Genomic DNA, 25,708 nt, shown 5'->3' with positions numbered 1-25,708 from the left:
GCCGTCACATCGGCCGCCGCCTCGCGATACACCGCCACCGGATCCGCAGGAGGATCCATATGCCAGACGGCCGCATCGCCACCGTGCCCGCGTGCGGCCGCCGCGAAGCCGCGGTGCTGCACGGCCATATGGGTGAGCAGCTGAGCGAGATCCCATTCGCCGCAGGGTGTGGGCCGATGCAGGTCGGCGCGGGCCACCTTCGACACGATCGTCACGCTGTAGTCGACCGCCTTGCGGTCCAGCTCGGAAATATTAGTCATGAACCTATCGTATGTGTATGCATATCATCTGTCCATGCTTATTAGTTTTCCGGCATCGCGGCGACTACGCTACGAAGTGGGTGAGACCGGCATCACACTCGCGTCCCGTCACATCGCGGGACGGCGTCTCGTCCAAGGGGTGAATCGTCCTCCGAAGGGAGAATCATGAGTGCCACCCGCATCCCCCCGGTGCCGCCGCAGCAGGCGGGCCCGCTGACCCGGATCATGTACCGCGTCGGCAAGCGCAGGTTCGGCGAGGTGCCCGAGCCGATGGCCGTGATCGCCAATCACCCGAAGATGCTCACGGCGTACGCGGCCCACGAATCACTGGTCGGCCGCGCCACCTCCGTCGTCCCCGACGACGTGCTCGAGATCGCCGTCTACCGGGTGGCCTGGACGATCGGCTGTTCCTGGTGCGTCGATTTCGGCACGATGCTCATGCGGCTGAGCCACCTCGACATCGACAAGCTGAAGCAGATCGCGGACTACCGGACCTCGCCCGCCTACAGCGACGACGAACGCGCCGCGATCGCCTACGCCGATGCCATGACCGCCACCCCCACCACGGTCACCGACGAGCAGATCGAGGACCTGCGGGCACGGTTCGGCGACGCGGGCGTCGTGGAGTTGAGTTATCAGATCGCACTGGAGAATTCCCGTGCCCGCACGTATTCGGCGCTGGGCATCACCGCCCAGGGCTTCAGCACCGATTCCTGTCGAGTGCCGTGGGCGCAGGACTGACCGAGCAGCCATCCAGGTTCACGGGCACGAAAAAGGGGCGGGAGATCGACTCCCGCCCCTTCTCGCAGCTCTCGAATCAGGCCGACTTCTCGCGGCGCTCGGCCGCCTGACGCTTGCGCGGCACGATGGTCGGCAGCACATTGTCGTTGACCGTCTCGGCGTTGATGACCACCTTGGCCACATCGTCGCGGCTGGGGATGTCGTACATCACCGGCAGCAGCACTTCTTCCATGATGGCGCGCAGACCGCGAGCGCCGGTGCCGCGCAGGATGGCTTGATCCGCCACCGCCTCCAAGGCGTCCTTGGTGAACTCCAGGTCCACACCGTCCATCTCGAACAGACGCACGTACTGCTTCACCAATGCGTTCTTCGGCTCGGACAGGATGCGGACCAGCGATTCCTTGTCGAGGTTGGTCACCGAGGCGACCATCGGCAGGCGGCCGATGAATTCGGGGATCAGGCCGAATTTGATCAGATCCTCGGGCATGACCTCGGCGAAGTGGTCGGCGGTGTCGATCTCGGCCTTGGACCGCACCTCGGCGCCGAAACCGATGCCGCGCTTGCCGACCCGGTCCTGCACGATCTTCTCCAGCCCCGCGAAGGCGCCGGCCACGATGAACAACACGTTCGTCGTGTCGATCTGGATGAACTCCTGATGCGGATGCTTGCGCCCGCCCTGCGGCGGCACGCTCGCCTGGGTGCCCTCGAGGATCTTCAGCAGCGCCTGCTGTACGCCCTCACCGGAGACGTCGCGGGTGATCGACGGGTTCTCGCTCTTGCGGGCGATCTTGTCGACCTCGTCGATGTAGATGATGCCGGTCTCGGCGCGCTTGACGTCGTAATCGGCGGCCTGGATCAGCTTGAGCAGAATGTTCTCGACATCCTCACCGACATAGCCGGCCTCGGTCAGCGCGGTGGCGTCCGCGATGGCGAAGGGGACGTTGAGCATCTTGGCCAGCGTCTGCGCGAGGTAGGTCTTACCGCAGCCGGTGGGGCCGAGCATGAGAATGTTCGACTTCATCAGCTCGACCGGCTCGCCGCGGCTGTCACGGCCCTTGTCACCGGCCTGGATGCGCTTGTAATGGTTGTAGACGGCCACGGCCAGCGTGCGCTTGGCCGAATCCTGGCCGATCACATACTGCTCGAGGAATTCCCGGATCTCGGCCGGCTTGGGCAGCTCGTCGAGTTTGACCTCACTCGACTCGGCCAGCTCCTCTTCGATGATCTCGTTGCAGAGGTCGATGCACTCGTCGCAGATGTACACCCCTGGTCCCGCAATGAGCTTCTTGACCTGCTTCTGACTCTTTCCGCAGAACGAGCATTTCAGCAGATCGCCGCCATCACCGATGCGCGCCATCTCGTGGGTCCCTACTTCCTTGTCCGCGTGCAACCGTCTGTCCCGGATGCCGACAAGCCGCCTTCGAACAACGCTACCCGCCGTGCATCCGATCAGTGTCGCGCGTCGATCGGATTCTCGCACTTCGGCGTATGTCGTCCGGGTCGGTCGTGTATGCCGACACCCCATGAGCCAAGGTCCCTAGACCGACCGTACCCGGTCGACGCGACGGAGGTCGACAACTCGAGGATGTTTCTCGCGGAGAGAGTGTCGGAAAGCTCACCCGACGCACTCTCACCCCGGCCATCCCGGCTGCCGATCCGGGCGGTGCCGACCTCGCTCCGCCGCCCGGACCAGCGCCCGCGGGGCCCGCTCGGCGAGCGAGCCCCGCGGCCGGATCACTTCTTCTGGGCGCTCAGCTTGCGGTAGTCGAACACCGTGTCGATGATTCCGTAATCCTTGGCCTCGTCGGCGGTCAGGATCTTGTCACGATCGGTGTCCTTGCGGATGGTGTCGGCATCCTTACCGGTGTGGCGGGCCAGCGTGGTCTCCATCAACCGGCGCATGCGCTCGATCTCGGCGGCCTGGATCTCCAGATCGGAGACCTGGCCCTGGATGCCACCCTCCAGCGACGGCTGGTGGATCAGCACGCGGGCGTTCGGCAGGCAGGCCCGCTTACCCGGGGTACCCGCCGCCAGCAGCACCGCCGCCGCGGAGGCCGCCTGGCCCAGGCAGACCGTCGCGACATCGGCACGCACGTACTGCATCGTGTCGTAGATGGCCATCAGCGAGGTGAAGGAACCACCGGGCGAGTTGATGTACATGGTGATGTCGCGGTCGGGATCGAGCGACTCCAGCACCAGCAGCTGCGCCATGATGTCGTTGGCCGAGGCGTCGTCCACCTGCACGCCGAGGAAGATGATGCGCTCCTCGAACAGCTTGTTGTAGGGGTTGGACTCCTTGACGCCGAAGCTCGAGTGCTCGATGAACGACGGCAGAATGTACCGGGCCTGCGGGCTCGCCGGTGCGCTACCGGACAGGCCGGCACGCGGGTCGATCAGGGTCATCTTCGTCTCCAAAGTCGATGGGGGATGAGCGGTTTCGCGCTCAGTTACCGGCGCCGTTCGCCTGGCGGGCATTGGTGATCACATGGTCGATGAAGCCGTACTCCAGGGCCTGGGCCGCGGTGAACCAGCGGTCGCGGTCGGCGTCGGCGGTGACCTGCTCCACGGACTGTCCGGTGTGCTGCGCCTGCAGTTCGTTCAGCTCCCGCTTGGTGTGGGCGAGCTGCTCGGCGTAGATCGAGATGTCGGCCGCGCTACCGCCGATACCGGCGGAGGGCTGGTGCATCATGATCCGGGTGTGCGGCAGCGCGTAGCGCTTGCCCTTGGTGCCCGCGGTGAGCAGGAACTGGCCCATCGAGGCCGCCAGGCCGAACGAGATGGTCGCGATATCGCACTCGGCGAACTGCATGGTGTCGTAGATGGCCATACCCGCGGTGACCGACCCACCGGGGGAGTTGATGTAGAGCGAGATGTCGCGGTTCGGGTCCTCGGCCGTGAGCAGCAGGATCTGCGCGCACAGCTTGTTGGCGATGTCGTCGTCGACCTGGGTGCCCAGGAAGATGATGCGGTCGCGGAGCAAACGCTCGTACACCGAATCACTGAGGTTGAGCCCAGCAGTCGCGGATGTCATGACCGGCCCCGACTTCAAAGGTGCCACAGCCTGATTGATTGTCACGGATACCTGCCCTCTCTCGCCGGCACGATGCCTGCCGGCACAGCCTCTGTCCAATATGCGGTCTTCCGGGGCCCTTCGTGGTTACGCAAGCTACCGCCTCCGTCCCCGACGTCCGACCGCGGCCTGATTCGGTTGATACAAACACTAACGAAACAAGGCGGCACCGAACTCCCGGTACCGCCTTGCTTCGCTTACAGCTGACTCATCTGTCGCCGATGGCTACTCGGCGGCGTTCTCGGCCGACTCCGCGGCGCCCTCGGAATCCGCCACCGCCTCGGCCGGCTCACCGAACATCTCGGCGGTGTCGACCGTGTTGCCGTCGGTGTCGGTGACCTTGGCCTTGATCACCACGCCGGCCAGCGCCTTACCGCGGCGCACGTCGGCGAAGATCGCGCCGAGCTGTCCGGCCTGCTGGATCTGCTGGATGAACTGTTCCGGCGCCATGCCGTAGCGCTGCGACTGGAACAGGATCCGCTCGGTCAGCTCCTGCTGGCCGACCTGGGTGTTCTCCGATTCGGCGATCGCGTCCAGCAGCAGCTGGGTCTTCACCGACTTCTCGGCGGCCTCCTTGGAGTCCTTGTCGAACTCCTCGCGAGTGCTGCCCTGGGCCTCGAGCGCCTCGGCGAACTTCGCCTCGTCGTGGTCGAAGCCGTGCACCGCGTCGTGCAGCACGGCATCGACCTCGGCCTGCACCGCGGCCTCGGGCAGCGGCACCTCGGTCTTGTCCAGCAGCGCCTCGAGCACCTTGTCGCGGATCTCGCCGGCCTGCTGCACCTTCTTGCTCTGCTCGACCCGCTTGCGCAGATCTTCCTTCAGCTCGTCGATGGTGTCGAATTCGCTTGCCATCTGGGCGAATTCGTCGTCGGCCTCGGGCAGCTCGCGCTCCTTGACCGAGTTCACCTTCACGGTGATGACGGCTTCCTTACCGGCGTGCTCGCCGGCCACCAGGGTGGAGGTGAAGTCCTTGGACTCCTCCGCCTTCAGGCCGATGAGGGTGTCGTCCAGGCCCTCGATGAGCTGGCCGGAGCCGACCTCGTGCGAGAGACCGGAGGTGGTCGCCTCGGAGACCTCTTCGCCGTCCACGGTGGCCGACAGGTCGATCGAGACGAAGTCGCCCTCCTGCACGGCGCGCTCGACGCTCTTCAGGGTGCCGAAGCGCTGGCGCAGCGACTGCAGCTGCTGGTCGATGTCCTCGTCGCCGATGCTCAGCGGATCGACGGTGACCTCGATGCTCTCGTAGTCGGGCAGCGCGATCTCGGGACGGACGTCGACCTCGGCGGTGAACGCCAGCTCGTCGCCGTCCTCGATCTTGGTGATCTCGATCTCGGGCTGGCCGAGCACCTTCACCTCGGAGGCGGTGACGGCCTCGCTGTAGCGCGCCGGCAGCGCGTCGTTGACGACCTGCTCCAGGATGGCGCCGCGACCGAGGCGGGCCTCGAGCAGCTTGGCCGGGGCCTTGCCCGGACGGAAGCCGGGAATGCGAACCTGCTGGGCCAGCGCCCGGTACGCCTTGTCGAAGTCCGGCTTCAGCTCCTCGAAGGGCACCTCGACATTGATGCGGACCCGGGTCGGGCTCAGCTGCTCGACGGTGCTCTTCACGGACATGCTCCTTGTTCGTTGTTCACTGGTCTGTGTGGTCGCCGGACGGCGGTGTGCTCCGCCGGCGACGATGTTCGGGTGCCGCCGTACAACGGCGCTGTTTCCCCCCGAAATCGCATCCGATCAAGGGTAGTCGACAGCGGTATCCGGGCCGCAATCGGCTGGCCCGCCTTGTTCGGCGGCAGCTGTGCCGGCGAAGCCGTCGATCAACCGACCTTCACGGCATCGGTGACGAAGACGAGGGTTTCATTGGGCTTCACACCCTGGCCGCCCTGGCCGTAGCCGAGGTCCGGCGGGATGATCAGCAGGCGGCGGCCGCCCTGTTTGATGCCGATCAGGCCCTGGTCCCAGCCCTGGATGACCTCACCGGTGCCGAGGGTGAGCGGGAAGGTCTGGCCGCGGTCGAAGGAGCTGTCCAGCTTCTTCTTGTCCGACCAGGTGACCAGCGTGTAGTTCATCTCCACCGGCTGGCCGGTCGCCGCCGCCGGGCCGGTGCCCTCGACGAGATCCTTGGTGACCAGTTGCTTCGGCGGATCGCAGTTGTCGGGAATGGTGATGGTCGGCGCCTGGCCGAAGCCGCCGGTGACACCGATGTCGTCGGCGGTGCATTCGCGGCCGTGGCTCGCCGTGGGCGCCGCGGCGGCCGAGGTGCCCGCGCGCGGCTGGGCGCCTGCGACGGTGCTCGAGGTCGTCGCCGAGCCGTTGTCGTCGTTGCCGCCGCAGGCGGTGAGGGCGACCGCCGCGACCGCGACGGCGGCCGTGCCGATGATCCTGGCCAAAGTCTGCATGCGCCGCACCCTAATCGGTGCGGCGGACGCACCGGCTGTGGGCCCCGTCACCGCCGTCCGATCCGGCGGACACGGGAGGTTTTCGGGCACCGAGTGCGGATATCCGGGCTGCGGGTGCGGATCGGCCCAGGGTCGTCGCGGACCGGTAGCCTGGCGTCGAGTCTCCATCCGAAGCGGTTACCGGAACACCCCACTGCGAGGAGCACGATCGTGACCGACTTGGCGAGTTCGGAAGGACGGGTTCCGGCCACCGACCCGACCGGCGCGGATACGGCGGCCGACAATATCGGCGGCAGCGGCGGGACCACGATCGCCCCCGAACCGTATCGGCTGGCCGAGGTCCCCGGCCCGCTCTCACCGGACGAGCTCGCCGATCTGGACGCGTGGTGGCGCGCGGCGAACTATCTCGCGGTGGGCCAGATCTATCTGACGGCCAATCCCCTGCTGCGCACCCCGCTGGCGGCCGAGCACATCAAACCTCGGCTGCTCGGGCACTTCGGGACGGTGCCGGGACTGAATCTGGTCTGGGCCCATGCCAATCGGGCGATCCGGGCCCGCGATCTGGACGCGGTCTTCGTCGCCGGGCCGGGACACGGAGGTCCGGGGCCGAACGCTTGTGCCTGGCTGGAAGGCACGTATTCCGAGCTCTACAGCAATATTTCGCGCGACGGGGCCGGAATGGGCGCGTTGTTCGCGCAGTTCTCCTATCCCGGCGGCGTGCCCAGCCATTGCGCGCCCGAGACACCTGGTTCCTTCCACGAGGGCGGCGAGCTCGGCTATTCCCTGTTGCACGCCTACGGCGCCGCGCTCGACCATCCCGACCTGACCGTGTTCTGCGTGATCGGCGACGGCGAGGCCGAGACCGGGCCGCTGGCGACCAGCTGGCACGCGAACAAATTCCTCAATCCGGCGCGCGACGGCGCGGTGCTGCCGATTCTGGCGCTCAACGAATACAAGATCGCGAATCCGACCCTGCTGGCCCGCATTCCGGAATCCGAACTGCTGTCGCTGCTGCACGGTTACGGCTACGACCCGATCATCGTCGCCGGGCACGACCCCGCGGCCGTACACCAGGCGATGGCCGCCGCGCTGGACCGTAGCCTGGACCGCATCGCCGAATTCCAGCGCGCCGCGCGCGAGAGTGCCGACGGGACACGGCCCCGCTGGCCGATGATCGTGCTGCGCACGCCGAAGGGCTGGACGTGCCCGCCGGTGGTCGACGGCGACCAGGTGGAGGGCACCTTCCGCGCCCATCAGGTGCCGCTCCCGGCCGCGCGTTCCGACGACGGTCACCGCCGGGTGCTCGAGCAGTGGCTGCAGTCGTATCGTCCCGCGGAACTGTTCGACGAGGACGGCAGCCCGTATCCGCAGCTGCTGCGCCAGGTCCCGGCGGGGCCGCGGCGGATGAGCGCCAATCCGGTGGCCAACGGCGGCGCGACGATGCAGGATCTGCGACTGCCGGATTGGCGCCGCTACGGCGTGGAGGTCCCCGCGCCGGGCGCCACCTCGCACGAGGCCACCCAGGTGCTGGGCACGTGGCTGCGCGACGTCACCGCCGCCAACCGCGACAACTTCCTGATCTTCGCACCCGACGAATTGGCCAGTAACCGGCTCCAGGACGTCCTCACCGTCACCGGCCGCAACTGGCAGGCCGACATCGGCGAATTCGACGTGAAACTGGACCGCCGCGGCCGCGTGATCGAGGTGTTGTCGGAACATATGTGCCAGGGCCTGCTGGAGGGCTATCTGCTCACCGGGCGCCACGGCGTGTTCACCTGTTACGAGGCCTTCATCCACATCGTCGACGCGATGTTCAACCAGCATGCGAAATGGCTGGACGCCAGCAGCGCGGTGCCGTGGCGCCGGCCCGTTCCGAGCCTGAATTACCTGCTGACCTCCCATGTGTGGCGGCAGGATCACAACGGATTCACCCATCAGGACCCGGGTTTCCTCGATGTGGTGATGAACAAGCAGCCTTCGATCGTGCGCGTCTATCTGCCGCCGGACGCCAATACGCTGCTGTCGACCTACGACCACTGCCTGCGGTCGCGCCATTACGTGAACGTGGTGGTGGCCGGCAAACAGCCGCAGGCGGATTGGCTGTCGGTCGACCAGGCGCGTCTGCACTGTGCCCGCGGGGCCGGTATCTGGGAATGGGCCGGCCACAACGACGATACGGGCACGACGCCCGATGTGGTGCTGGCCTGCGCCGGCGACGTACCGACCCTGGAGACGCTGGCGGCCGCCGCCATTCTGCGGGAACGGCTGCCCCAGTTGCGCATTCGCGTGGTGAACGTGGTCGATCTGATGCGGCTGCTGCCGGCGGACGAACATCCGCACGGCCTGCCCGACAGCGAATTCGACACCTTGTTCACCCGGGATCGGCCGATCATCTTCGCCTTCCACGGCTATCCCTGGCTGATCCACCGGCTCACCTATCGGCGCACCAACCATTCCGGGCTGCACGTGCGCGGATACAAGGAGAAAGGCACCACCACGACCCCGTTCGACATGGTGATGCTCAACGACCTCGACCGCTATCACCTGGTGATGGATGTGATCGACCGCGTTCCCGGACTGGGCACCCAGGCGGCCGGACTACGCCAGGACATGGCCGATGCCCGTCTGGCCGCGCGTATCTGGACACGCGAGCACGGCGCCGATATTCCGGAGGTGGCCGACTGGCGCTGGCCGTACGGCCGCTGACCCTCGCCCGTGCCCCGTCGAACAGCGCGGACGCGGGTTCGGAGTTAGGCTCCGCGTGTGCCCGCCGGGACTGGGGTACGAACGAGGAACGGAAATGCCGCATGGAACTGCGCTCAACCACCGCGGTGGTCCCCGCCGTGCCGCCCGTCGATCCGACGCCCGCGGGAACGGCATCGTTCACCCTGCATTTCACGGGATATCTCTATGCCGTCGGACTGCGCGACGCCTTCGCCGATCTGATCGCGCGGCACGAACAGCTCCGCACCGTGTACCCGATGCCCGGTTCGAGTGCCGCGCCCCGCCTTCTGTCCGCGACCGCCGCGGTGTTGCCACGACTGGTGCCGACGCCGGTGGCCGCGGCCGAATTGCCGGACGCGATCACCGCATTCATGGACGCGGAAACCGCTGCGCCGCTGTCGGTTCCGGTGCGGGCGAGAACCTTCCGGCCGCTCGGCGATCCCGAAGATATTCCGCACCATCTGCTGGTCGTGATTCTGCGGCGGGCCGCGGTCGACCGGATATCGCCGGCCCGGCTGGCACGCGATCTCATGACCGCCTACGCCGCGCGGCGCCGCAACCTCGTCCCGAGGTGGGACGCGGCGCGTCCCGCCCATCGGCTGACCGTCCACGAACTCCAGGGCGTTCGGCTCGTCGAATCCGATGGCGAGGGGATCGCCGACGCCTACCGCTGACCCTCAGCCGTCCGCGAGCACCTCGGTGAGCCGGTCCAGGAACGGACGCTGACCGGCGACGATCTTCTCGCGGGCGAGCTCCGGTTCGAGCCACTCGACCCGATCGATCTCCGGGAACGCCTGCATGCGTCCGGATCTCGGCGGCCACTGCATCTCGAAGGTGCCGGGGACCACCTGCTCCGGATCCAGATCACCAGCCACCGCCCACACGGTGAGCTGCTTGCGGGAGCGACCGCTGCCGTACTGCGACTCCCCCAGCGCGATCCAGTCACCGTCGGGTACGGGCAGGCCCAGTTCCTCGGTGAACTCACGCGCCGCGGCCGCGCGGGCGTCCTCGGAATCCGGCGCGTACTCGCCCTTGGGGACCGACCAGGCACCGGCATCCTTGCGCGCCCAGTACGGACCGCCCATATGGCCGAGCAGCACCTGCAACCGCGGGACATGCCGGAACAGCAGAACTCCCGCACTGTATTTCGACGCCGTGGCTCCGGTCATGGTCGCAGTCTGCCGCACCGAACCGAGGCGGTGGCGACGCGGGGCCGCCACGCGCCGCGCGGGTTACCGGGCCGCCGTCGGCGCCGTCAGGTCGTAGACCTTGGTACCGCCGACATCGGTCGCCGCGTACGTGCTCTCGACCCACTGGGCGATCCGGCTCGCCGCCGAGGTCTCCCCCGACCCGGGGCCGCGCCGCTCGGACCCGACGAAGTAGTGGATACGCCCCTGTGCGACATCGGCGCGGAACTGATCGAGGGTCGGAGACGGATCGCCGCCACCGAATCCGCCGATAGGCATGACCGCGTAACCCGAATCGAGCTGCAGATCCGCGGCACCCATCGAGCTGATCGCGGCGGCCGCCCACGTGTAGCCGGCGCCGTTGTTCTTCAACAGGTCGATCAGCTGTCGATTCGTCCGCTCACCCATGCCGGGACCGGACGGGCGGTCGGTGGATGGGCGCTGACCTGCGCCGGGGCCGGTGGCCGCCGGCTCGCCGGACCGCGGCACCCGGCCGGGTTGTCCGGGAGGCTGGGCGGCGCCCGCCGAATCGGAACCGTCGTCCGCCGATCCTGCGCCGAGTCCCGCTGCGGCGCATCCGCTTTCCGCTCCGGCCGGCGGGGCGCTGGGGACCTGCCCCGGGGCACCCGGACGAGTTCCGTTCGCGCCCGGAGCGGGTGTGGACGGTCCGCTGCCGGTGCCGCCCGGCACACCCGGCCCGGCAGGTCCGCACGCACCACCGGGGCCGCCCGGTCCGAAGCCGAAGCCGAACCCACCGCTGGTCTTCGGTCCGGCGAGCACGATGCCGCCGTTGTGGGCGGAGGCGATGGTCTGGATCGAATAGGCCACCGGCGCGGCGATCGCGACGGCCACCGCGAGACCGGCCGTCCAGGCGGCCGTCCGGCGCGGTTGCGGTATCACCAACGCCACGGTCGCGACCGCGCCGGCGACACCGACCATCCACCGCAGCCACGGCACGAAGTCCGGCGTGCGATCGAGCAGTATCACCGCGGTGACCGTGGTCAGCGCGGCGGCCGCGGCCAGAACGAGGCGGACCCCGAGCCGATCCCGTTGCCGCCACAGCACGACGGCTCCGATCGCGGCCGCACCGGCGACGCCGGGCGCCAGGGCGACGGTGTAGTACTGGTGGAAGATGCCCTTCATGAAGCTGAACACCAGGGCGGTGACCAGCGCCCAGCCACCCCACAGCAGCAGTGCGGCCCGCTGCGTGTCGGTGCGGGACGCCTTGCCGCACAGCACGACAGCCGCGACGCACAGGATCAGCGCCGCCGGGATCAACCAGGCGATCTGACCGCCGACGGTCTCGCTGAACAGTCGCGTGATCCCCGCCTCCGAACCGAACGACGGTCCGTGGCCGCGTCCGCCGGGTCCGGGCGGACCGCCGAATCCGCCGCCGGAATCGACGCCGAGTCGCTGCAATCCGTTGTAGCCGAGCGTCAGCTCGATGATCGAATTATGTTTCGACCCCCCGAAATACGGCCGCGAATCGGCCGGCCACAGTTGCGCGACCAGCACCCACCACCCGGCGCCGACCACCAGCGCCGCACCGGTGGCGAGCAGTTGCAGCAGCCGCTTCCCCAGCCGGGGCGGTCCGGCGAACAGATAGGTCAGCGCCAGCGCGGGCACGACGAGCAACACCTGCAACTGCTTGGCGAGGAACCCGAGTCCGACGAAACCGCCGCACAGCAGCAGCCAGCGCCACCGGCCGTCCTCGAGAGCGCGCGTCATCGCCCACACCGCGGCGATCATCAGCAGGACCAGCAGCGCGTCCGGGTTGTTGTAGCGGAACATGAGCGTGGCCACCGGCGTCACCGCCAGCGCGAGCCCGCCGAGCAGCCCGGCCCCGGGGCCGAAGGTCCGGCGCAGCGTCGACCGGAGCAGGGCGACGGCGGCGACCGCGATCAGCACCTGCGGGATCAGCATGCTCCAGCTGTTCATCCCGAAGAGACGGGCCGAGATCTCCATCGGCCACAGCGACGTCGGCGTCTTGTCGACGGTGATCGAATTGCCCCAGTCCGAGGAACCGAAGAAGAACGCCTTCCACGATTTCGCCCCGGACTGCACCGCGGCGGCATAGAAGGAATTGGCCCAGCCGTTCGCGCTCAGATTCCACAGATAGGCGATCGCGGTGCCGCCCAGCAGCGCGGCGAGCCCCAGATGCTCCCACGGCAGGCTCCGGGTGCGGCCCCGACCGGGCGTCGTCACGCCGTCCGCCGGTCGGTCCGGCGCGATAGCAGTTTCGGTCATGGCTGCCATGATGGTCGGCCGCGCCGCCGACCGGCTGGGACGGCGCTGGGAGAAACCTGTGAACCCGCCCAGCAGGCCACACGGCCCAGCGATTCATACCGCCCAGTGATCCACGTCGCCCGGTGAGGAGAGAACCGTCACTGTCCCGCGATGCCCGGGAAACCGGCGGGACGGGATAGGGTGGTGGAGGAGTATCGGTTACTCGTACTCCCTCCGTCGTGGATGTCTACTCTTCGCGTCGGCCACCCAGCGGTCAGCCTCCGTGCGTGCTACGAAGCCCGGCGCCGCTGCAACCCCAGCGCCGCTGCGGTTGACTCTGCTGCTCGAAAGGCACCACGACTACTCATGACGACTCGTTCATCGAGCCCTGCCACCACTTTCCAAGCCCTCGGCGTCGACGCGCCGCTGGTGCGCGCCCTGACCGCGCAGGGTTTCACCGCACCGCTGCCTATCCAGGCCGCGACGCTTCCGGACACACTGGCCGGCCGCGATGTGCTCGCTCGCGGGCGCACCGGCAGCGGTAAGACCCTCGCCTTCTCGATTCCGATGGTCGACCGGCTGCACCGCCTCGGTCACCGGCGCGTCCCGGGCCGGCCCGCGGGTCTGGTGCTGGCGCCCACCCGTGAATTGGCCACTCAGATCGCCGCGACCCTCCAGCCGTTGGCCGATGCCTGCGATCTGCGAGTGGTGACGGTGTTCGGTGGGGTGCCGCAGGCACGCCAGGTCCGCGAACTGCGCTCGGGGGCGGATATCGTCGTCGCCTGCCCGGGCCGCCTGGAGGATCTGATCAAACAGCGCCTGGTCGCCCTGGACGAGGTGCGGATCACGGTGCTGGACGAGGCCGACCACATGGCCGATCTCGGCTTCCTGCCCGGCGTCACCCGAATCCTGGCCGCGACCCCGGCCGACGGACAGCGGATGCTGTTCTCCGCCACCCTGGACAACGGCGTGAACAAACTGGTGCAGCGCTTCCTGCGAAACCCGTTGTCGCACACGGTCGACGAGGCCCACTCGCCGGTGCCCGCGATGACCCATCACGTCTTCGAGATCGGCGACAGCGAGGCCAAGCGTGTGCTGGTCCACACCCTCGCCTCCGGAACCGGACGGCGAATCCTGTTCATGCGCACCAAACATCATGCGCGACGGCTGGCCAAGCAGCTCACCACCGCCGGAATTCCGGCCGCCGATCTGCACGGCAATCTGTCGCAGGTCGCGCGCGACCGTAATCTGGCCGCCTTCGCCGACGGCTCCACGCGCGTCCTGGTCGCGACCGATATCGCGGCCCGCGGCGTCCACGTCGACGATGTCGAACTCGTCGTGCACGTCGACCCGCCCGCCGAACACAAGGCCTATCTGCACCGCTCGGGGCGCACCGCCCGCGCCGGCAGCACCGGCGATGTCGTGACGATCATGCTGCCGGAACAGCGCAAGGACGTCGCGGTACTGCTGCGCAAGGCCGGCCTCGACGTCCGCCCGCAACAGGTGAGCCCGGATTCGGCCCAGGTCACCGCGTTGGTCGGCACGGTCGCGGCACCGGTTGCGCCCACCGCGAAACCCGAACGCGCCGAGCAGAATTCCCGCCGCCCCGCCCGAGCCGACAGCCCGGCCCGTAAGCCTCGGCGGCGCGGCCCGGCGACGAGGAGCGAACGCGGCGAATCGGCGAACAACAGCCGCACCGGTCGCACCGCGACCGCATCCACCGGTCGCACCGCATCCGCCGACCGCACCGCATCCGCCGACCGCACCGCGCCGCAACGCGGCCGCTTCGCGCACGACCGAGCGGCCGTCGCGCCCACGGATACCGACGGCCGTGCCACGTCGCGGCGGCGGCGCACGGTGGACAACGACCGTGCCGCCAACGACCGTGCCACCGCATCGGACAACCGTCGGAGCGGTGCAGGACGGCCCGGTCGCGAACTTCGCGGTGCCGCCGACGGACCTGCCCGCACGAGCGGCAAGCAGTCGGCGCGCGAGCGCGGCGCCGCCGGAACGGGCCGGACCGAACGCGGTTCGTCGGGCCGCTCGCCGGGTGCCGCACGTTCGGCCGGTGGTACGAAACGCGTTCACGCGCAATCACATTCGGCCGGCTCCGCCCGGCCGGCGCGTAACGGTCGATAACGCGCACATCGGCAGCCGGGGGTACGCGGGTTACGGGCCCGCACCTGGAATGGACGATCGGGCGGCAGTTGGCGTACGCGGCTCCGGGCTGTATCCGGGCCGCGCGCACTGCCGCCCTCGGCCCCTGTGGGATTGCTATCCGGTCACCTTCAAGCCCACCACACCCGCGACGATCAGCAACAGCAAAACGATTTTCACCAGCGAGGCCTGCTCGGTCCCGGTCATCATCGCGTACACCACGGTGAGCGCGGCTCCGATGCCCACCCACACCGCATACGAGGTGCCCACGGGCAGGGTGCGCATCGCGTAGGCGAGACCCGACATCGAGGCCACGAGCGCGGCCGCGAAGATCAGCGACGGCGCGATGCGGGTGAAGCCGTGTGATTTGCCCAGGGCGGTGGCCCAGACGGCCTCGAAGACTCCGGACAGCACCAGCACGATCCACGCCATGGTCGGCATTCCTTTCGGGAATACCGTCTTGTCGGGGGCCGGGTACGGTTGCGATCGTCCGGTCGGCCGCAGAACGCGACCTCGCCTATTCAGCGCCCACGACCGGGCGAAAATTCCCGGTCGTCTGTGGTCGGGATGACAGGATTTGAACCTGCGACCCTCCGCTCCCAAAGCGGATGCGCTACCAAGCTGCGCTACATCCCGTTTCCGTCCAGCGGCTGTGCTGGCACCTCCCGATGGACGGGATCAGGCGGCCGGGGATTGCCGAAATCCCCTCATCGGAGCGGGTGACGGGAATCGAACCCGCACCATCAGCTTGGAAGGCTGAGGTTCTACCATTGAACTACACCCGCAGGCATACGACACCAATGGGATCGCCACGATGTCGTCTGCGTGTAGGACTGTACCGAACTTCACTTCCGGAATGCCAATCGCACACCCGGTTTTCGCCCGGCGCGTCTGCCGGGCTGTTCGCCGGCGCGCCGAACTCCCCATGAAGTAGGCCCGTAGCGATTGGACAGCAAACCCTCGACGACCGGGCTCCGGTGCGGCGGCGCCGAAGTGGCTCATCGCGCCCCGAGCTATCGCGACACTCGCCGCAACGACCGAACCTCTCAACCCGCTGTGATACTCGTCACCGTCGACTCGCCGCCGCCGCGCAGGGCGGTTCCCACGTCAAGGCCCCTGGCCTGCGATAAGAACGATTCACGAAGTCCCGCACACCGATGGGTGAACATCCCCCGCAACACGCCGCGAGCGACACGCTGGGGCAAGGTGTAACGCCGCAGGCCCGGCGTCGATCACACTGCCGATCGCCATTCGTGACTTATCGGAACAGGTTGTAAAACAGCGTTTTTCGGTGCCGGGTGGCTTGCTAGGATCCTTTTTGCCGGACGGGGGTATCTGGAAAGGGGGCGGTGAGCGTGCGCCGAAGGTGTACTCGACCGCGAAGCAGTGAGCGCGTTCCGGAGGGCGTGACCGGCCGGAGCGCCGGCGTCGACGACGTCTGCGCGAGGTGATCGGCGATGCCTGCCGAACTCGACACGCAGACCGCCGCGAACGTCGCGGCGACGACACGGGACTGGGTTCGTGCCGTCTATGCCGGTAGCGGGCTGACAGTCGAGCCCGAACACCTGGAGCAGGTGTTCGCGGCCATCATCGATGAGTTGTTGAATCTTGCACAGTCCGAACCGTTTCCGGTACCGGCCGCCCGCGCGATCGGGCGACGGCTGGCCGAGGCGCCCTTCGACCGCACCCGCATGCTCGCCCCCGCCACCAGAGCCCTGCTCGGCTTCGCGCCGGGTGAACCCGGCTCCCTGGTGGCGACCCGCTGGCCGTTCGTGGCCAGCCACGCCATCGACAGCTACGCCGAGGCCCTGCAGCAGCGCGCCCTGGCCCAGCAGGAGCGCAATCTGACGGCAGCGGTCTCCGTGCGCGTACAGGAGATCGCGGCGCTGCAGAATCGGCTGCGGCACGAGGCGACCCACGACGCGCTCACCGACCTCGCCAACCGCTCGCTGTTGCAGGAACGCGTGCGGGTGATGGCCACCGACCACACCCGCGGCGTGGGCCTGCTGCTGATCGATCTGGACGACTTCAAGCAGATCAACGACGGCTACGGCCATTCCGTCGGCGACGAGGTGCTGGTGGAGATCTCCCGGCGGCTGCGCGCGGCCTGCCCGGACGAAACGGTCGTATGCCGCTACGGCGGAGACGAATTCGTCCTCGCCCTGCCCGCCCGCCGCAACACCCTCGCCGAGGTGGCGATGCGTGTGCTGACCGCCCTGCACGATCCGGTTCCGACCGACGCCGGACCGGTGCCGGTGTCGGCGAGCGTCGGCACCGCCTTCTCCCCGCCCGGGCGGCCGTGCGACTTCTCCGATCTGCTGCGCAGCGCGGATCGGGCGATGTACTCGGCCAAGACGGCCGGCAAGCGGCAGTTCGCACTCTCCGAGCTCGGCGATTCCGACGGCGATCCGGGCGGTTACGACGCCGCCCGACTCGACTACGACGCGGCCGTCGCAGGCTGAGAGCAAGCCTTCAGCAAACCGTCGACGCGTACTCTGGTCGACGTGTGGCTGCTGCTGATTCTTCTGGTCGTCGTGCTGATCGCGTGCGTCGCGATGATGGTCGCGGGGCGTTCCAACCAACGCACCCGGGACACCAACCAACTCGCCGACGCGAAGGCCGACGCCCGCCGGTTGATCGAACGCCTCGGCGGCCAGGTCTACAACCTCACGGGGACCGACCAGGCCTCCAAGCAGGCGCTGGCGGATGCGGGTGAACGGCTCAACGCCGCCGGATCGCAGATCGATCAGGCCACGACCGTCACCCAGGCCCGGCTGGCCAAGGAAACCGCGATCGAGGGCCTGTACTACGTGCGTGCGGCACGCACCGCGATGAATCTCGATCCCGGTCCACCGGTCCCCGAACTGGACGGCCGGCGGTCCGCCGGACGGGTGACCGAGGACCGCACCGTCGACTTCGACGGCCGCAGCATCGAGGCATCGCCGACGCCGTCTCCGCAAACTCCGAACTACTATCCGGGCGGCCGGGTCGCCGGGCGTCCGGTTCCGGCCGGCTGGTATTCCGAGCCGTGGTGGAAGACCGCGCTGGTGGCCGGCGCCTGGGGCGTGGGCTCGGTGCTGCTGTTCGATGCGCTGTTCGGTGGCATGCACGGCGTCGGCTACGGCGCGGCCGGTTTCGAAAACGGTTACGGCGCAGGCTATGACGCCGGATTCGATGCGGGTCACGATGCCGGACAGGACACCGGGCAAGGCTTCGACGGCGGTGATCAGGGCGGATACGACGGCGGCGGCTATGACCAGGGTGGCGGATACGACGGCGGCGGATACGACGGGGGCGGCTTCGACGGGGGCGGCTTCTTCGACGGCGGTGGTGGTGGTTTCGACGGGGGCGACTTCGGCGGATTCGACGGAGGTTTTTAGCTTTCCGGTAACCGGAAGTTGCGCCTCCGTTTACGTTGTGTTATCGATCTTCAGTGTTGATCGACCACGAGGCGAGGGTAGTTCCCCCGTCGTCGTTATCCGGGGGTGGGAAAAAGCCCCGAGCAGGAGCCGCTGCCGCAGCCGTCGGCGCTGTGGCCCTGCTCACCATCGCCCAGCTGTGGGCATCTGCGCACGGCGCCCTCGGGCCCTTTCGTAGTCTCCTCGCCGATTACGCGGCCGACCCGCAGTCGGCGTTCGTCTCCTGGGCGGGCCTGGGCCTCGCGTGCGTCGGCGTGCCCGCGCGCGTGCGCGTCGTCAGCCTCGCGTCGGCCGCGGTACTGGACCTGCTGGTGCTCGGGGTGCAGGCGCTGTGCCACTGGCACCTCTCCATCGGAACCGGCCCCACGCTGGTGTTGACCGCGCTCGTGCTGACCGTCGCTCGGTGGCGTGGCCGGCGACGGCGGATCGCTCTGCGCGCCATCGCATTCGGTGTGTTGCTGATCATGGCGTCGAAGCTCGCCGACACCTGGCTGCTGGTGAGCATCTCCGCCGGTCCGCGCGTATTGGATCAGTACGTGCAATATGCCGATCGGGCACTGGGAGATCCGGCGTGGGTCGTCGGCGGCCTTCTGGACGCGGCGGGCCCGGTCCCGTCGGCCGTGTTGCACGCGGTGTACATCCAATTGCCCGCGGCCGCCGTGGTGGTGGCGGTGTGGCAGCTGCGCAATGTGACGACCAGGCCGTGGCCCCGGCACAACCTGCTGCGCACCTTCCTGGCACTGGGCATCGTCGGGCCGCTCGTCTACGTGCTGTTTCCGGTGGTCGGCCCGGTCTTCGCCTACGGCCCGCTGGGCCACGGCCTGCAGATCGGCGACTGGCCGCATACGGTGCCGGCGATCACCGGCACCCCGGTGCCGATGCTCTTCGATGCCGGCACCGCCCGCAACTGCATGCCGTCGATGCACACCGCGTGGGCCACAGCACTGTTCGTGCATTCGCGCACCGGGCCGCGCTGGCTGCGCTGGGGCGGTGCGTTGTGGCTGGTGTGCACGCTGCTGGCGACGCTCGGCTTCGGCTACCACTACGGCTGCGATCTGGTGGCGGGTGCGGTCCTGTGCCTCACGGTGGAATCGGCACTGCGCGAACCCGATCGCGGCTGGGACAGCACGCGAATTCACATGGTGACCCTCGGCGCCGGGGTTTTCGCGGGGCTGCTGCTGTCCTATCGTTTCCTCGCAGAGACCATGGCCGCCCATCCGTTGCCGTCCGGACTCGCGGTCCTGGCCGCACTGGCGGCCGTGATCTCCCTGTTCTACACGACGTGGTTCGCCGCGCCCGAGCGCCGAACGGCGAACATCGAAAGGTCGGTCTCAGCTTCATGATCACGGTGCGGGCGGAGCGGCGTCAGCTGCTGCGCCAACAGCATTCGGACGACACGAGATATTTCCCCCGCATCCCGATCCTGATCGGACTTCTGCTCTCGGTGTCGGCTGCCCTGCTCATCTCGGCGTTGCACGGTTTTCTCGATCTGCAGGTGTATCGGGTCGACACCCTGGCCTGGTTGCACCACGGCGCACTGTACGGGCCGCCGCTACCGGTGGCCGGCCACACCGACCTGCCGTTCACCTATCCCCCGTCGGCCGCGCTGCTGATGACTCCGCTGGCCGTGATGCCGCTCTGGCTCGCGGAGATCGCGGTGACGGCCAGTTCGCTGGCCTGTCTGTGGGTGACGATCTGGCTGGTGCTCTCCCGGGTCCGCCCCGAGCTGAACCCGCGGTCGAAAGCGACCGTGGTCACCCCCGTCGTCATCGCGATGGCGGCGCTCGAGCCGGTGCACACCACACTGTGGTTCGGGCAGATCAACATCATCCTGATGGCCGCGGTCGCGCTGGACTGCCTGACCGAGAAGTCGCGCTGGCCCCGAGGCGTGCTGATCGGCATCGCCGCCGTCACCAAACTGACCCCCGCGGCCTTCGTGCTGTATCTGCTGATCCGCCGGGACTGGAAAGCGGCGGGAACGGCGGCGGCGACCGCCGCGGGGGTGGTGCTCGCCGGATTCGTGCTGTTCCCCCGGACGTCCACGCAGTACTGGCTGCACGCCATCGTCGACACCGGTCGCATCGGGGCGCCCTACTACGCCGGCAACCAGTCGCTCAAGGGCATGGTCTACCGGCTCGGCCTGCCCGAATCCGCGGCCGCGGCGATATGGCTCGGTCTCGGTCTCGCCGTCGTCGCCGCCGGCGCGGTCGCGATGTACCTGCTCTTCCGCGCCGAGCGCACCGCCGGCGCCGCCCCGATCGTAGCCGGGAACGCCCCCGCGATCACGAAACTCTCGGTCGCCGCGCTGCTCGTGAATGCCGCTGTGCTGCTGCTGGTTTCGCCGGTGTCGTGGACGCATCACTGGGTGTGGGTGGCACCCGCGCTGGTGACCGCCGCGTTGTGGTCCACCAGCAGATCCGCCGCGGCGGTGGCCGGCGCGATCGCCGCCGTCACCGCGCCGTTCCTGATCGGACAGGTGCTGGTGCCGGGCGGTGGCGACCGGGAACTCACCTGGAACTGGTGGCAGCACCTCCTGGGCAACACCTACGTCCTGGTCGCCGTCACGCTGCTCGGACTCGCGCTCACGCGACTGCTCCAGCGGCGCGCCTCGGCGCTCCCGGCGACTCAGGCGGGCTGACAGGTGGGGCACCAGAACAGGTTTCGCCCCTCGAGCACGGCATGCGCGACGGTGGTTCCACAGATCCGGCAGGGCTCACCGGCACGGCGATAGACGTAGGTGCGCGGTTTGCCGACCGCATACGACGGTGCGCCGCGGTCGTGTTCGGGGCGCACCACCACGATCGCGCCCTTGCGCACGCCGACCTTCATCAGCGCCACCAGATCCGCCCAGAGCGCATCCCACTCGGCGGCCGTGACGGCGCGGCCGGGGCGCTGCGGTGAAATGCCGTGCCGGAACAGCACTTCCGCGCGATAGACATTGCCCACGCCCGCCACCACCGACTGGTCCATCAGCAGCGCCGCGATGGACCGGTTCGAACGGCGGATCCGCTGCGAAGCCCGCTCCGGATCGGCATCGCGCCGCAGTGGGTCCGGGCCGAGCCGGGCGGTGAGGGCGTCGACCTCCGGTGCGTGCAGGACCTCACACGCGGTCGGACCGCGCAGATCGGTCCCGTACAGCGTGGCCGCGGACTTCCCGGCGCCGATCATCCGCATTCGCACCTGGCCGACCGGATCGCTCAGCGGCGCCGGCGATTCGGTGAAGGTGCCGTAGAGACCGAGATGCACATGGACGGTCAGGCCCGAATCGTAGTGGTGCAGAAGATGTTTACCCCACGCCTCGGCCTTGGTCAGGGTGGCTCCGTCGACCAGGGCGGCACCGTCGGCGAAGCGCCCCTGCGGGCTGGATACCCGCACGACACCACCGGCGAAGCGCTGCTGATGCAGCTTCGCCAGGCGATGCAGCGTATGTCCCTCAGGCATCGACCGAATTCCGTTCCGCTCACACCGGCCCGCACGCGGCCGGACGGGCCGGGCGCGTGGCCCGGCCCGCTCGATGCCTGCCTAGCTCTGCACCGCCGGCGGCTGACCGCTCTTCTCGTATTCGGCGATGATGTCGATGCGCCGCTGATGCCGCGCCTCGTCCGACCACGGCGTCGCCAGGAACGCATCGATGATCGCGAAGGCCTCCTCGGTGCTGTGCATCCGGCCGCCGATACCCATGAGCTGCGCATTGTTGTGCTCACGAGCCAGTTTCGCGGTCTCCACGCTCCAGGCCAGCGCACAGCGCGCGCCGGGAACCTTGTTCGCGGCGATCTGTTCACCGTTACCGCTGCCACCGAACACGATGCCGAGGCTGCCCGGGTCGGCGACCACGCGGCGGGCGGCGTCGATGCAGAAGGCCGGGTAGTCGTCGACCGCGTCGTACTCGTGGGCTCCGCAGTCGACCACGTCGTGACCGGCCTGCGTCAGATGATCCTTCACTTGGTTCTTCAATTCGAAGCCGGCATGGTCGGCACCCAGGTATACGCGCATGGCTGAGATTCTGTCAGGTGGGCGGTTTCGCTCCACATGGGGTCGTTCCCCGATCCTCTATAGAGTTCAGCCCATGCAGTCCGAAGATCAGTGGGCCGATCAGTCACCACAGCAGGGGCGCGGACCGGGGTGGAATCCGGTGACCGGTATGGCGGGATGGGATCCTCGGCTGGGACCGCCGGGATGGGGTCCGCAGCAACCGTTTTCGCCGCCGCACGTCCCGCCGTTCCAACCGACACGCGGGCTGTCCCCCTGGGGGATGCCGGCCCGGCACAGCTGGGAGATCCCGCTGCTGATCGTGGTGATCCTGGTCACCGTCACCGGCTATCTGATCGCGCTGCTGTCCCTGCTCGTCGGCGCGGTGAACTACTACGTCGTACTGGTGATCCTCGCGCCGCTGCTGCTGTGGTTCGGGCGCGGCACCAACTATTCGATGCAGCGGCTCAATGCCGTGAAGATGTCGCCCACCCAGTTTCCGGAGGGATACCGGATGGTGGTCGAGGCGGCCGCGCGCTTCGGTATGGCGACCGTCCCGGATGCCTACGTGGTGCTGGGCAACGGGCAGATCAACGCCTTCGCCTCGGGACACGGGTTCCGCCGCTACGTGGTCGTCTACAGCGATCTGTTCGAGATCGGCGGCCAGGCTCGTGACCCCGACGCGCTGGCCTTCATCATCGGCCACGAGGTCGGCCACATCGCGGCCGGTCATGTGTCGTACTGGCGTCAGCTGGGCATGTTCCTCGTGCCGTTCCTGCCGATCATCGGCAATTCGCTGATTCGCGCACAGGAGTACACCGCCGACAACCACGGCTTCTGCAACCGGCATCTCGGCGCCCCGGGAGCGATGAAAACCCTTGCGGGCGGCAAATACCTGAATTCACTCGTCGATTTCGACGAGATGGCCGACCGCGCGCCGCAGGACAGGGGCTTCTTCGTCTGGGTGGTCAACGCCATGGCCTCGCACCCGGTGCTGACGTGGCGGATGTGGGCGCTGCGCGACCGCAGCCGGCACGGCCGGATGTTCCTGCGGCCGAGCGGGCCGCCGCCGCCACGGATGACGGCGACCCCACCGCCGTATCCGCCGGCCGGCCCGCCGCAGCCGATGCCGCCGGCCGGACCGGACGACCGGACGGGCAGCTACCTCGGATACGGCGAGATTCCGGGGCTGCCGCCGCGGTAGCCGCACGCCCGGCACGGGGCGTGCCACGCCCCGTGCCGTCGATGACTAGTCGAACTGCGGGTCCTCGGTGCGGGTCCGCTTGAGTTCGAAGAAGTGCGGATAGGACGCCAGCGCGACGGCCCCGTCCCACACCTTGCCCGCGTCCTCGCCGCGCGGAATCCGCGACAGCACCGGGCCGAAGAAGGCGGTGTCGTTGATGTGGATGGTCGGCGTGCCGACATCCGGCCCGACCTTGTCCATTCCGGCGTGGTGGCTCTTGCGCAGCGCCTCGTCGTAGTCGGTGCTCGTGGCGGCCTCGGCCAGTTCGGCGGGCAGCCCGACCTCGGCGAGAGCGTCGGCGACGACCGCGGCCAGGCTGTCGGCCCGATTCTCGCGCTCGTACTCCTCCCGGCGATTGTGGATGCGGGTGCCCATCGCGGTGTACAGCGGCGAGAGCACCTTCTCACCGTGCTGCTCGGCCGCGGCGATGGCCACCCGGACCGGACCCCACGCCGATTTCATCATCTCGACGTAGCGCTCGGGAAGGTCGTCACGGCCCTCGTTGAGCACGGCCAGGCTCATCACGTGGAAGTGCGTGTCGATATCGCGGACCTTCTCGACCTCCAGAATCCAGCGCGAGGTGATCCAGCACCACGGGCACAGCGGATCGAACCAGAAATCGACGCGGTCCCTGGAACCGGCGGTGGTCGTCTGATCGCTCACATTTCGTCCCTTCGAAGAAGCAGTGGGGAGGCCGCACGCCACCCGCCCTCAGCATTGGTCAACGCCGCGAAGTTGGCGATATTTCCCGATCGCGGCGGGATCGCACAGTAGGGTCGGATACGACCCTGGTTGCCCGCTGCCCGGAGGTTTTCCCATGCCCACAGATTCCAGGTTCGTCATCGTCGGCGGCGGTCTGGCCGCCGCGAAGCTGGCGGAGTCGTTGCGCGACAACGAGTTCGACGGCGCGATCACGGTGATCGCCGAGGAGGCGCAGCTTCCCTACGAGCGGCCGCCACTGTCGAAGGAACATCTGCTCGGCAAGAAGTCGCTCGCCGATTTCACCGTGCACACCGAGCAGTGGTATCGCGATCACGATGTCGACCTGCTGCTCGGCACCACCGTCACGTCCGTCGATCGCTCATCGAAAACTGTTGCGCTGCCGGATGGTTCGACCCGGCCGTACGACAAACTCGCCCTGGCCACCGGATCGCGCTCGCGCCGGCTGCCGATTCCCGGCGCCGACGCCGAGGGCGTGTACATGTTGCGCACCATCGGGCAGTCCGATGCGCTGATCTCACTGTTCGGCTCGGCGCGGCGGCTGGTCGTCATCGGCGCGGGCTGGATCGGCCTGGAGGTCACGGCGGCCGCACGGACCGCCGGTCTCGAGGTGACCGTGCTGGAGGTGGGCGCGGTGCCGTTGCAGGCCGCGCTCGGCGACGAGATGGGTGCGGTCTTCGGCGAGTTGCACCGCGCGCACGGCGTCGATCTGCGCTGCGGCGTGAAGGCCGCCGAGATCGTCACCGCGGACGGGAAGGCCACCGGAGTCCGGCTCTCCGACGACACGGTCGTGGACGCCGATGCGGTGCTGATCGCGGTCGGCGCCCGGCCGAATATCGAACTGGCCGCCGACGCGGGGCTCGCGGTCGAGGGCGGCGTGCTGGTGGACGAGAGCCTGGCCAGCAGCGATCCGGATATCGTCGCCGTCGGCGATATCGCCGATCAGCAGCATCCGGTGCTCGGGCAGCGAGTGCGGGTCGAACACTGGGCCACCGCGCTCAACCAACCGGCCGTGGCGGCGCTGACGATGCTCGACCGGCCCGCCACCTACGACCGGCTGCCCTATTTCTTCACCGACCAGTACGACCTCGGCATGGAGTACACCGGTTTCGTCGCCCCGGGTGCGACGACTTCCGTGGTGGTTCGGGGCGACACCGCGAGCCGCGAATTCGTCGCGTTCTGGCTGGATCAGGGCAATCGGGTGCTGGCGGGGATGAACGTCAACGTCTGGGACGTCACCGATCGGATCAAGGAGCTGATCCTCGGCGGCGAACCGGTGAATCCGGACGCGCTCGCCGATACCAGCACCGATTTGTGATCACTATCGCTGTCGAGGTAGGTCGAGGAGCCGCGCTCGGCACCGACCCAATCGTGAGCGCGCCGCGGTGGCGCGCCGGCGAGCCGAGGAGATCATCGTGAAATACATGCTGCTCAAGACCTACCGCCCTGCCGCGCACTGCGACACTCCGATCAGCGAGTGGCCGCCGGAGGACATCGCGGCCCATATCGAATTCCAGCGCGCGCTCGGGGCGGCACTGCGCGAATCGGGTGAGCTGGTCGACGCCCAGGGTCTGGCCTTCCCGGATCAGGCCCGCATCG

Annotated in this window: 23 protein-coding genes, 2 tRNA genes and 1 riboswitch; of the genes, 11 read left to right on the top strand and 14 right to left on the bottom strand. The window is 68.4% G+C overall.

The window, feature by feature from the left end; all coding sequences use genetic code 11:
* Positions 1–260 (bottom strand): maleylpyruvate isomerase N-terminal domain-containing protein (locus tag ON23_RS06975; protein WP_039777021.1); only part of this gene is annotated, 260 nt, incomplete at its 3' end.
* A gap of 165 nt (positions 261–425) precedes the next feature.
* Between ON23_RS06975 and ON23_RS06970 the strand changes: the two genes are divergently transcribed.
* On the top strand, positions 426–1,001 hold the full coding sequence (locus ON23_RS06970) for a carboxymuconolactone decarboxylase family protein (protein ID WP_039777020.1): 576 nt from the start codon (positions 426–428) through the stop codon (positions 999–1,001).
* Positions 1,002–1,077: 76 nt separating this feature from the next.
* Here the strand turns inward: ON23_RS06970 and clpX are convergent, their stop codons facing one another.
* The 5 genes from clpX to ON23_RS06945 all read right to left on the bottom strand — a co-directional run bounded on the left by clpX (position 1,078) and on the right by ON23_RS06945 (position 6,464).
* Positions 1,078–2,358 carry an ATP-dependent Clp protease ATP-binding subunit ClpX gene (gene clpX, locus ON23_RS06965; protein ID WP_036499502.1) on the bottom strand — a complete coding sequence of 427 codons (1,281 nt, stop codon included), beginning with the start codon at positions 2,356–2,358 and terminating at the stop codon, positions 1,078–1,080.
* Positions 2,359–2,735: 377 nt separating this feature from the next.
* The gene (locus ON23_RS06960; RefSeq protein WP_039777019.1) at positions 2,736–3,404 is read right to left on the bottom strand and encodes an ATP-dependent Clp protease proteolytic subunit; all 669 of its coding nucleotides are present in this window, start codon (positions 3,402–3,404) and stop codon (positions 2,736–2,738) included.
* Positions 3,405–3,444: 40 nt separating this feature from the next.
* A complete protein-coding gene (locus tag ON23_RS06955; protein WP_036499422.1) occupies positions 3,445–4,032 on the bottom strand; it encodes an ATP-dependent Clp protease proteolytic subunit in 588 nt (195 codons plus the stop codon).
* A 264-nt stretch (positions 4,033–4,296) separates the two neighbouring features.
* The gene (tig, locus tag ON23_RS06950; RefSeq protein WP_039777028.1) at positions 4,297–5,676 is read right to left on the bottom strand and encodes a trigger factor; all 1,380 of its coding nucleotides are present in this window, start codon (positions 5,674–5,676) and stop codon (positions 4,297–4,299) included.
* 206 nt (positions 5,677–5,882) lie between these two features.
* Positions 5,883–6,464 (bottom strand): FKBP-type peptidyl-prolyl cis-trans isomerase, encoded by a 582-nt coding sequence (locus ON23_RS06945; RefSeq protein ID WP_039777018.1) that lies wholly within the window; start codon positions 6,462–6,464, stop codon positions 5,883–5,885.
* A 210-nt stretch (positions 6,465–6,674) separates the two neighbouring features.
* Between ON23_RS06945 and ON23_RS06940 the strand changes: the two genes are divergently transcribed.
* Both ON23_RS06940 and ON23_RS06935 read left to right on the top strand, forming a co-directional pair.
* Positions 6,675–9,170 (top strand): phosphoketolase family protein, encoded by a 2,496-nt coding sequence (locus ON23_RS06940; protein WP_373282172.1) that lies wholly within the window; start codon positions 6,675–6,677, stop codon positions 9,168–9,170.
* A gap of 101 nt (positions 9,171–9,271) precedes the next feature.
* Entirely contained in the window at positions 9,272–9,862 is a 591-nt protein-coding gene (locus tag ON23_RS06935) for a condensation domain-containing protein (RefSeq protein ID WP_039777017.1), read from the top strand.
* Between the two features lie 3 nt (positions 9,863–9,865).
* On the opposite strand, the gene ON23_RS06930 is transcribed toward ON23_RS06935, so the two are convergent.
* Positions 9,866–10,357 (bottom strand): NUDIX hydrolase, encoded by a 492-nt coding sequence (locus ON23_RS06930; RefSeq protein WP_039777016.1) that lies wholly within the window; start codon positions 10,355–10,357, stop codon positions 9,866–9,868.
* A gap of 63 nt (positions 10,358–10,420) precedes the next feature.
* A complete protein-coding gene (locus ON23_RS06925; protein ID WP_039777015.1) occupies positions 10,421–12,622 on the bottom strand; it encodes an ArnT family glycosyltransferase in 2,202 nt (733 codons plus the stop codon).
* Between the two features lie 345 nt (positions 12,623–12,967).
* Here ON23_RS06925 and ON23_RS06920 point away from each other — a divergent pair, with 345 nt between their 5' ends.
* A complete protein-coding gene (locus ON23_RS06920; RefSeq protein ID WP_083903750.1) occupies positions 12,968–14,740 on the top strand; it encodes a DEAD/DEAH box helicase in 1,773 nt (590 codons plus the stop codon).
* 135 nt (positions 14,741–14,875) lie between these two features.
* On the opposite strand, the gene ON23_RS06915 is transcribed toward ON23_RS06920, so the two are convergent.
* From ON23_RS06915 to ON23_RS06905, 3 genes are all read right to left on the bottom strand, one after another.
* Complete coding sequence (locus tag ON23_RS06915) at positions 14,876–15,190, bottom strand: DMT family transporter (RefSeq protein ID WP_039777025.1); 315 nt, start codon at positions 15,188–15,190, stop codon at positions 14,876–14,878.
* 17 nt (positions 15,191–15,207) lie between these two features.
* Positions 15,208–15,275, bottom strand: a riboswitch (guanidine-III (ykkC-III) riboswitch).
* 42 nt (positions 15,276–15,317) lie between these two features.
* Positions 15,318–15,394, bottom strand: a tRNA-Pro gene (locus ON23_RS06910).
* Positions 15,395–15,472: 78 nt separating this feature from the next.
* Positions 15,473–15,543 (bottom strand) — tRNA-Gly (locus ON23_RS06905).
* Between the two features lie 672 nt (positions 15,544–16,215).
* Between ON23_RS06905 and ON23_RS06900 the strand changes: the two genes are divergently transcribed.
* From ON23_RS06900 to ON23_RS06885, 4 genes are all read left to right on the top strand, one after another.
* The gene (locus ON23_RS06900; RefSeq protein ID WP_039777014.1) at positions 16,216–17,220 is read left to right on the top strand and encodes a GGDEF domain-containing protein; all 1,005 of its coding nucleotides are present in this window, start codon (positions 16,216–16,218) and stop codon (positions 17,218–17,220) included.
* Positions 17,221–17,313: 93 nt separating this feature from the next.
* Positions 17,314–18,138, top strand: coding sequence for a GA module-containing protein (locus ON23_RS06895; protein ID WP_051042159.1), 825 nt, complete (start codon positions 17,314–17,316; stop codon positions 18,136–18,138).
* Positions 18,139–18,191: 53 nt separating this feature from the next.
* Positions 18,192–19,520, top strand: coding sequence for a phosphatase PAP2 family protein (locus tag ON23_RS06890; protein WP_083903748.1), 1,329 nt, complete (start codon positions 18,192–18,194; stop codon positions 19,518–19,520).
* Complete coding sequence (locus tag ON23_RS06885; RefSeq protein WP_083903747.1) at positions 19,517–20,815, top strand: glycosyltransferase family 87 protein; 1,299 nt, start codon at positions 19,517–19,519, stop codon at positions 20,813–20,815. The genes ON23_RS06890 and ON23_RS06885 overlap by 4 nt, the downstream gene beginning before the upstream one ends.
* Here the strand turns inward: ON23_RS06885 and ON23_RS06880 are convergent.
* Together ON23_RS06880 and ON23_RS06875 are read right to left on the bottom strand one after the other, a co-directional pair.
* Positions 20,803–21,618, bottom strand: a complete 816-nt coding sequence (locus ON23_RS06880; protein ID WP_039777011.1) for an Fpg/Nei family DNA glycosylase — start codon at positions 21,616–21,618, stop codon at positions 20,803–20,805. The two genes, ON23_RS06885 and ON23_RS06880, sit on opposite strands and share 13 nt — an antisense overlap.
* 81 nt (positions 21,619–21,699) lie before the next feature.
* Positions 21,700–22,170, bottom strand: a complete 471-nt coding sequence (locus tag ON23_RS06875) for a ribose-5-phosphate isomerase (protein ID WP_036499357.1) — start codon at positions 22,168–22,170, stop codon at positions 21,700–21,702.
* A gap of 259 nt (positions 22,171–22,429) precedes the next feature.
* On the opposite strand from ON23_RS06875, the gene ON23_RS06870 reads away from it, so the two are divergent.
* Positions 22,430–23,350, top strand: a complete 921-nt coding sequence (locus ON23_RS06870; RefSeq protein ID WP_505767297.1) for a M48 family metallopeptidase — start codon at positions 22,430–22,432, stop codon at positions 23,348–23,350.
* 45 nt (positions 23,351–23,395) lie between these two features.
* On the opposite strand, the gene ON23_RS06865 is transcribed toward ON23_RS06870, so the two are convergent.
* On the bottom strand, positions 23,396–24,052 hold the full coding sequence (locus ON23_RS06865) for a mycothiol-dependent nitroreductase Rv2466c family protein (protein WP_039777010.1): 657 nt from the start codon (positions 24,050–24,052) through the stop codon (positions 23,396–23,398).
* Positions 24,053–24,206: 154 nt separating this feature from the next.
* On the opposite strand from ON23_RS06865, the gene ON23_RS06860 reads away from it, so the two are divergent.
* Complete coding sequence (locus ON23_RS06860; protein ID WP_039777009.1) at positions 24,207–25,427, top strand: NAD(P)/FAD-dependent oxidoreductase; 1,221 nt, start codon at positions 24,207–24,209, stop codon at positions 25,425–25,427.
* A gap of 106 nt (positions 25,428–25,533) precedes the next feature.
* On the top strand, positions 25,534–25,708 hold a 175-nt coding region (locus ON23_RS06855), incomplete at its 3' end, for a YciI family protein (RefSeq protein WP_505767295.1).

Origin of the sequence: Nocardia cerradoensis NBRC 101014, assembly GCF_000308535.1 — a bacterium.
Taxonomy (GTDB): domain Bacteria; phylum Actinomycetota; class Actinomycetes; order Mycobacteriales; family Mycobacteriaceae; genus Nocardia; species Nocardia cerradoensis.
Note: the sequence above shows the minus strand (reverse complement) of the source record. Positions and strands in the feature narration are given on the sequence as shown.

Bases quoted from the DNA above. Each gene is read 5' to 3' on its own strand.
- ON23_RS06970 (WP_039777020.1), top strand. From the start codon at position 426: ATGAGTGCCACCCGCATCCCCCCGGTGCCGCCGCAGCAGGCGGGCCCG.
- clpX (WP_036499502.1), bottom strand. From the start codon at position 2,358: ATGGCGCGCATCGGTGATGGCGGCGATCTGCTGAAATGCTCGTTCTGC.
- ON23_RS06960 (WP_039777019.1), bottom strand. From the start codon at position 3,404: ATGACCCTGATCGACCCGCGTGCCGGCCTGTCCGGTAGCGCACCGGCG.
- ON23_RS06955 (WP_036499422.1), bottom strand. From the start codon at position 4,032: ATGACATCCGCGACTGCTGGGCTCAACCTCAGTGATTCGGTGTACGAG.
- ON23_RS06945 (WP_039777018.1), bottom strand. From the start codon at position 6,464: ATGCAGACTTTGGCCAGGATCATCGGCACGGCCGCCGTCGCGGTCGCG.
- ON23_RS06935 (WP_039777017.1), top strand. From the start codon at position 9,272: ATGGAACTGCGCTCAACCACCGCGGTGGTCCCCGCCGTGCCGCCCGTC.
- ON23_RS06930 (WP_039777016.1), bottom strand. From the start codon at position 10,357: ATGACCGGAGCCACGGCGTCGAAATACAGTGCGGGAGTTCTGCTGTTC.
- ON23_RS06925 (WP_039777015.1), bottom strand. From the start codon at position 12,622: ATGACCGAAACTGCTATCGCGCCGGACCGACCGGCGGACGGCGTGACG.
- ON23_RS06920 (WP_083903750.1), top strand. From the start codon at position 12,968: ATGACGACTCGTTCATCGAGCCCTGCCACCACTTTCCAAGCCCTCGGC.
- ON23_RS06915 (WP_039777025.1), bottom strand. From the start codon at position 15,190: ATGGCGTGGATCGTGCTGGTGCTGTCCGGAGTCTTCGAGGCCGTCTGG.
- ON23_RS06900 (WP_039777014.1), top strand. From the start codon at position 16,216: ATGCCTGCCGAACTCGACACGCAGACCGCCGCGAACGTCGCGGCGACG.
- ON23_RS06895 (WP_051042159.1), top strand. From the start codon at position 17,314: ATGATGGTCGCGGGGCGTTCCAACCAACGCACCCGGGACACCAACCAA.
- ON23_RS06885 (WP_083903747.1), top strand. From the start codon at position 19,517: ATGATCACGGTGCGGGCGGAGCGGCGTCAGCTGCTGCGCCAACAGCAT.
- ON23_RS06880 (WP_039777011.1), bottom strand. From the start codon at position 21,618: ATGCCTGAGGGACATACGCTGCATCGCCTGGCGAAGCTGCATCAGCAG.
- ON23_RS06875 (WP_036499357.1), bottom strand. From the start codon at position 22,170: ATGCGCGTATACCTGGGTGCCGACCATGCCGGCTTCGAATTGAAGAAC.
- ON23_RS06870 (WP_505767297.1), top strand. From the start codon at position 22,430: ATGCCGGCCCGGCACAGCTGGGAGATCCCGCTGCTGATCGTGGTGATC.
- ON23_RS06860 (WP_039777009.1), top strand. From the start codon at position 24,207: ATGCCCACAGATTCCAGGTTCGTCATCGTCGGCGGCGGTCTGGCCGCC.